This is a genomic window from bacterium (assembly GCA_037143175.1).
GTDB lineage: Bacteria > Verrucomicrobiota > Kiritimatiellia > CAIKKV01 > CAITUY01 > JAABPW01.
Window position 1 is genome coordinate 1 of sequence record JBAWZF010000088.1, and the last position, 5824, is coordinate 5824.

Sequence of the window (5824 nt, forward strand, 5' to 3'; positions counted from 1 at the left end):
AGTGTAGGGGGGGGGGGCGCTATGGTTACCGCTTCTCCTGTCGATGGGAATCCGAATGGATATCTGCAAATCCAATTTGACTTTGGAGGATTCCCGGGTGTCGATTTTGATAGTGTGGCTAACGGAGCTGTAGGCTATACCGGTGATTATAACAACTTGGTTCTCTCGTTCGACTACCTCGGATTTGGGCCTAATTCACTTCAGTCCTTATATTTCAAGTCGGCTGTAGGGAACTCCACTTGGGAATACGTCTTTTCAACTCCCTCAGCCAGTTGGGAGAATCTTTCAGTCAGTTTTAATACCCTGTCAGGTTGGACATCCACGAATATTGGCGTGAGTTTTCAAGATGCTATTACAAACGTTTCATTGCTAGGCTTTTCCGTTAGAACTCCCCTCGACTCAATCGGTTTAGTTACTTTTGGCGTTGATAATCTGGAGTTCAGCTACGATCAAATTGCGACCCCTGAGCCAAATGCGATAGTTTTGCTGGTATCCGTGCTGCTCTGTTTGGGTGTGACATTCAGAGTGGATCGATTTCTGATTCGTCCAAACTGGATGAAGCGAACCAAAGATACTATTTCAGACTAATCACCTTTTCCGGCTTCAGGGCTTGTGTGCCTGCTGGAAATATCCGTTCAATCTCAACCGCCAGAGAGTTAAGCATTTGATACTTCGAAACAAAGCCGTGTGCGCCATGGTTTCGGCAAAAACTCGCCATGGAGTCCGTTTCATTCGCCGTCATGATGATGATGCGGCTGTCAGGTACCTGTTGACGCAGTAACATCGTTGCCTGGAGGCCGTCCATGCCGGGCATATGGAGATCCATCAGCACCAGATCCGGGGTGAGCTTTCCGGCCATTTCTACGGCCTCACGGCCATCGGCTGCCGTGCCTACTACCTGCACCACTCCCTGCACTTTGAGCAGGCGTTGTAAACACGTCAGGAAGAGCTTCGAGTTGTCTACGATGAGTGTGCGCAGGGGGTGTAGTTGTAATTCTGTATTCATCAGGCTTTACTGTTCCGTCTATAGCTCAACCTCAATTTTATAAAAATATGATCCGCTGGCGGTCACATCTGTGTCTGTGAAGGAAGTGACAGATCCTAGCCCCTGGATATGCGAGGTGAGTGGAGTGAATGCCGGATTCGCCATCAGATTCGTGCTGCGGAGCACCTTGTAGTACTTGCCCGGCACGCTCGCCCACTGCACTACATGGCCCGCGCCTGACGGAGCGCTTGTCAACTTTACGCTCAGGACTGAGCTGGCATTATTGGGGTCGGTGCCTGCTGCTTGCTCCTGATTGTCTGACATCCCGTCGTTATCAGAATCGAGGGCTTTGGGGGTCCATGTTATCTCTTCCGAATAACTGCTTTCGACACCAGTCTCGTTGAAGGCGACGGCGGCGAAGTAATAGGTCACGCCTTCCTGAAGATTACTGACTGTAGCGGTTGGGGTAAGTCCCGCCATGATCTGGCCGAAATAGACCTGTGAGTTGGTGCCATAATAGAGGCGATAGCCCGCTAGATTGGCCACGGGAGAGCCGTCTGTATTGTTGACGGGTGGGTCCCAGGCAAGTGAAACCGTTGCCGCTTCCAGCGAGGTTGATGATCCGCCGAGCGCCAGACAAACCAGGGTCAGAAGCCAGACGCAAAAGAGCTTTGCGCTGTTCAGGGAACCCTTTGCTGGCATGTCTAGTTCTCTCTTCATGAGACTAGTATGCGAGCGGGCTATGAAAATTCGAAATTCTTGGATTCCCTATTTATGACGGTAAAGTCATCTAGGTAATTCACCCTAGAAATTCAGGAAGGATGGGACTCAGGCGGCGATGATGTTATTACGGATGGCGTAGCGGACGAGGTCAGTCACGGAGTGGATGTTGAGCTTATGCATGATGTTGGCACGGTGCGCATCCACAGTTTTGACACTGACGCCAAGTGATGTTGCCACTTCCTTATTGCTTTTGCCTTCCGCGAGAAGCTGTACGATCTCACGTTCGCGAGCAGTCAGGCGAGGGAGCGCCCGTGACTCTTTTCGAGCAGGTTGCCCAGGTCTTAGATAGCCTCCCAACACCACTTCCGACGCCGTTCCTGTAAAAAAAGGCTTGTGCTGAGAGATCGATTCAATGGCGTCGACCAGAAGGCGTGTGGTGTCACCCTTGAGGATGTAGCCTCGTGCACCTGCGGCAAGCACCTCGCCGACCAATTGCTCGGATTCATGCACAGTGAGGATCAGTACCTCGGTTTTGATTCGTTCTTTGAGAATCTGGCGTGTGGCCTCGAGCCCATTTAGCTCGGGCATGGTTACATCCATGACTATGACGTCCGGTTTTAATTGCCTGGCAAACTCGACAGCTTCCCGTCCGTTGATCGCCTCGCCGCAAATTGTCCACCCCGCCTGGCCGTCCAGGACAGATCGTAACCCTTTCCGGACGAGTTCATGGTCGTCGGCTATTAATATTCGCAGGGGCTTCATCTGGCGCTCCCTTTTATCTGTATCATCGCCCTCACGGTGGTGCCTTGAGGATTGGATTCAATTGTAAATCGGCCGCCGAGTTGGCGCAGGCGTTCACGCATGCCCGCAATCCCTACTCCTACCTTTGAAATCCGCCCGTTTTCATCGGATATCATGTCGGGGGGAAGACCGTTGCCTTGATCTTTGATTTCAAGAAAAACGCGATCGTTTTCACGCCAGATTCGGATTTTAGCGGTCTTGCTTCCTGAATGCCGGTGGACATTGGCCAGACTTTCCTGGAGAACACGGAATAATGCCTGCTCGGTCGCGGGGGGGAGACGGCCTAGGTCAGAGCCGACATCGATGGTTACTTGAATCCCGCTTCGTTGCGAAAACCCGGAGACATACTCGTGGGAGGCGGCGGCCAAACCCACATCTTCAAGCAAGGGGGGGTGCAGCAGATAGGCCATGGTTCGGATTTCCCGGTTGCATTGATCGACAATGGCAAGGGAGTCCGCCAGGAGGTCGTCATTCGTCGTGTCACGTCCTTCAATACGCTGCAACACCAGCCCGATATTCATCCCGACCGCGGCTAATTCCTGTGCCGTGGAATCATGTAATTCGCGACCTATCCGCCGGCGTTCCTCATCTTGAAGTTGTAAAAGATGACAGGATAGTTCTCTGCCTTCTTCTTCCGCATTTCGCCGCAAATTAATATCACGGATGACGCCCGCGAGTTGGACGATTCGTCCCGATTCGTCTTCGATGGGTGTCACGGCGACTTCGCCCTCGTGCTTTTCTGGCAGGAGGATGGCGTGTTCAGTCCAGATTACAGTGGTGTTGTCACGAATGGCTTCCTGGAGTTTGCTTTGAACAAAAGAGTGAAAGGGGGAGGGGACGACCTCCTCGATACGCCTGCCGACTACTTGTTCTTCTGTGAGTCCTGTTCCCAGCAGGAAGGAATCGTTCACGCAAAGAAATCGGAAGAAGCCATCGGCCTCGACCGTGAGAAGGAAAAGTCTATCGCGAACGGTATTGGCGATGACGGCGAGGAGTTCGGTTCGTTGCATGGAATCAGATGCAATTCCGACCCCATTCTGATTTGATTTCATTCTAACTTACTCCTGAGTTGGCTGGACTAGACTTTACACAACCGATCCGGATTAACAATCAGGTAATCCCTGATTGGCGGTCAGGCAAACCCTGATCATTCCTGCATTTGACCTTCTTTGTGTGAGGCGATAGTATGCACGTCGGTATTGAGTGAAGCGCAATTCGGGTACTTCGGGAGAGAGTGGATATATGAGTAAAGTTTTGATTATCGGAGCAGGTGGTGTTGGCGGTGTGGTGACGCATAAATGTGCTCAGATGCCGGAGATTTTTGATGAGATATGTCTGGCCAGTCGCACAGAAGAAAAGTGCAAGGCTATTGCAGCACAACTGAAAACCAGGATCCAGACGGCCAAGGTTGATGCCGATAAGCCGCTTGAAGTTGTCCGCCTGATCAAAAAGATCAATCCTGATATCCTGATCAATGTCGCGCTTCCGTATCAGGATCTATCCATTATGGAGGCCTGTCTGGCAACGGGTGTGGATTATCTCGACACCGCCAATTATGAGCCGCCCAACAAGGCGAAGTTTGAATACAAGTGGCAGTGGAAATATCACAAGGCGTTCCGTGAAAAAGGATTGCTGGCCGTATTGGGTTGCGGTTTCGACCCCGGGGTCTCCAATATCTTTTGTGCCTATGCCCAGAAGCATTATTTCGATGAAATTCATACCGTGGATATTCTCGATTGCAACGCCGGTTCGCACGGGAAGGCATTTGCCACCAACTTCAATCCCGAGATCAATATCCGGGAAATTACCGCACGCGGTAAGTATTGGGAAAAAGGGCAGTGGAAGGACACCGACCCCCTTTCGGTTCATCAGACGTTCAACTTCCCCGAGGTGGGTCCGAAGGAAATGTATTTGATGTATCACGAGGAACTGGAGTCCCTCGTGAAGAACATCAAAGGACTTAAGCGGATCCGGTTCTGGATGACTTTTGGTGAACAATATCTGACGCACTTGCGGGTGCTTGAGAATGTCGGGATGACCCGTATTGATCCTGTCATGTATGAAGGCAAGCCCGTTGTTCCGCTGAAATTCCTGAAGGCCATTCTGCCGGAACCCTCGTCGTTGGGGAAAAACTACAAGGGCAAGACCAACATAGGCTGCATGATGGAAGGCATCAAGAACGGCAAGAAACGGAAGATCTATATCTATAACGTTTGTGATCACGCCCAGTGCTGGAAGGAAGTCAAGTCTCAGGCAATTTCCTATACCACGGGTGTCCCTGCCGCCATCGGTGCGCGAATGGTGGTGACCGGTGCCTGGTGTGATGCCGGCGTATTTAATGTGGAACAGTTCAATCCCGATCCCTTCATGGAAGAATTGAATCACTATGGTCTTCCGTGGAAGGTCAAGCATCTGGGTCCCGGTCAAATGCCGGTCAAGTAATCTCTGTAGGCAAAGAGCAAACAAGAAACAAAAACGGAGGAATGATCATGAGCATGGTTCAGGAATTCAAGCAGTTCGCAATGAAGGGTAATGTGATGGATATGGCCATCGGTATTATCATCGGCGGTGCATTTGGGAAAATTGTCTCATCCCTGGTCACCGATGTCATGATGCCGCCTATTGGAAAGCTTATGGGTGGTGTCGACTTCTCCAATTTGTTTGTTGCTCTCGACCCGGATAAGGGGCCGTTCAAAACTCTGGCTGATGCCAAGGCGGCCGGGGTCGCCACCATTAATTATGGGCTTTTCATTAATACGGTCATCGACTTCGTGATCGTGGCGTTCGCTATCTTTCTCATGGTGAAGGGAATGAACGCGCTGCATCGGCATGAAGCGGCTAAAACCGCCACTCCGGTTGAGCCGCCTGCAGATGTTAAGTTGCTAGCCGAAATTCGTGATCTGCTTAAGAAATAAGGTATAGTCAGGAATTGCATGAATGCTAACTACTCCTTTTAATTCCACCGGCGAGAAGTCCAGCCGCCCATCGCCAGCCACCGCCGCCTGCGCGCCTACATCCGCGACCTGGCCGCGGTTCCGGTTCCGCCAGCCTCAGGAACAGGGGTTATAAGTTGAGGGCGGAGGGTGGGCGGGATTGCAATCGAGCGTTCGTAAAGCCCTCGGCGGTGATCCCCTTTATGGAAACGTTATTCTGTACCGTTATCCATAAGCATGCGCAAGAAGAGGAAATGTTAACATTAGTCAATGTTTACAAGCGTTTGATGAAAATGGCGGAGAGGGTGGGATTTGAACCCACGGTACCTTGCGGTACACAGCATTTCCAGTGCTGCGCCTTAGACCACTCGGCCACCTCTCC

General features: G+C 51.5%; 7 protein-coding genes and 1 tRNA gene. 3 read left to right on the forward strand and 5 right to left on the reverse strand.

The genetic code is table 11. The annotated features are described in order from the left end of the window. A partial coding sequence (locus WCI03_14905) for a hypothetical protein (GenBank protein ID MEI8141141.1) occupies nucleotides 1-588 on the forward strand: 588 nt, incomplete at its 5' end. On the opposite strand, the gene WCI03_14910 is transcribed toward WCI03_14905, so the two are convergent. From WCI03_14910 to WCI03_14925, 4 genes are all read right to left on the reverse strand, one after another. Then, nucleotides 575-1006, reverse strand: a complete 432-nt coding sequence (locus WCI03_14910; GenBank protein MEI8141142.1) for a response regulator transcription factor — start codon at nucleotides 1004-1006, stop codon at nucleotides 575-577. The two genes, WCI03_14905 and WCI03_14910, sit on opposite strands and share 14 nt — an antisense overlap. An 18-nt stretch (nucleotides 1007-1024) precedes the next feature. Next, entirely contained in the window at nucleotides 1025-1705 is a 681-nt protein-coding gene (locus tag WCI03_14915) for a hypothetical protein (GenBank protein MEI8141143.1), read from the reverse strand. A gap of 108 nt (nucleotides 1706-1813) precedes the next feature. Then, nucleotides 1814-2470, reverse strand: a complete 657-nt coding sequence (locus WCI03_14920; GenBank protein MEI8141144.1) for a response regulator transcription factor — start codon at nucleotides 2468-2470, stop codon at nucleotides 1814-1816. After that, complete coding sequence (locus WCI03_14925) at nucleotides 2467-3561, reverse strand: PAS domain-containing sensor histidine kinase (GenBank protein ID MEI8141145.1); 1095 nt, start codon at nucleotides 3559-3561, stop codon at nucleotides 2467-2469. Before WCI03_14925 ends, WCI03_14920 begins: the two co-directional genes overlap by 4 nt. Before the next feature lie 190 nt (nucleotides 3562-3751). On the opposite strand from WCI03_14925, the gene WCI03_14930 reads away from it, so the two are divergent. Next, on the forward strand, nucleotides 3752-4951 hold the full coding sequence (locus WCI03_14930) for a saccharopine dehydrogenase family protein (protein MEI8141146.1): 1200 nt from the start codon (nucleotides 3752-3754) through the stop codon (nucleotides 4949-4951). A 47-nt stretch (nucleotides 4952-4998) separates the two neighbouring features. Then, the gene (gene mscL / locus WCI03_14935; GenBank protein ID MEI8141147.1) at nucleotides 4999-5424 is read left to right on the forward strand and encodes a large conductance mechanosensitive channel protein MscL; all 426 of its coding nucleotides are present in this window, start codon (nucleotides 4999-5001) and stop codon (nucleotides 5422-5424) included. A 312-nt stretch (nucleotides 5425-5736) separates the two neighbouring features. On the opposite strand, the gene WCI03_14940 is transcribed toward mscL, so the two are convergent. Further along, nucleotides 5737-5824 (reverse strand) — tRNA-Ser (locus WCI03_14940).

Coding starts and splice junctions, on each gene's coding strand:
- WCI03_14910 (MEI8141142.1), bottom strand. CDS start 1,006: ATGAATACAGAATTACAACTACACCCCCTGCGCACACTCATCGTAGAC.
- WCI03_14915 (MEI8141143.1), bottom strand. CDS start 1,705: ATGAAGAGAGAACTAGACATGCCAGCAAAGGGTTCCCTGAACAGCGCA.
- WCI03_14920 (MEI8141144.1), bottom strand. CDS start 2,470: ATGAAGCCCCTGCGAATATTAATAGCCGACGACCATGAACTCGTCCGG.
- WCI03_14925 (MEI8141145.1), bottom strand. CDS start 3,561: ATGAAATCAAATCAGAATGGGGTCGGAATTGCATCTGATTCCATGCAA.
- WCI03_14930 (MEI8141146.1), top strand. CDS start 3,752: ATGAGTAAAGTTTTGATTATCGGAGCAGGTGGTGTTGGCGGTGTGGTG.
- mscL (MEI8141147.1), top strand. CDS start 4,999: ATGAGCATGGTTCAGGAATTCAAGCAGTTCGCAATGAAGGGTAATGTG.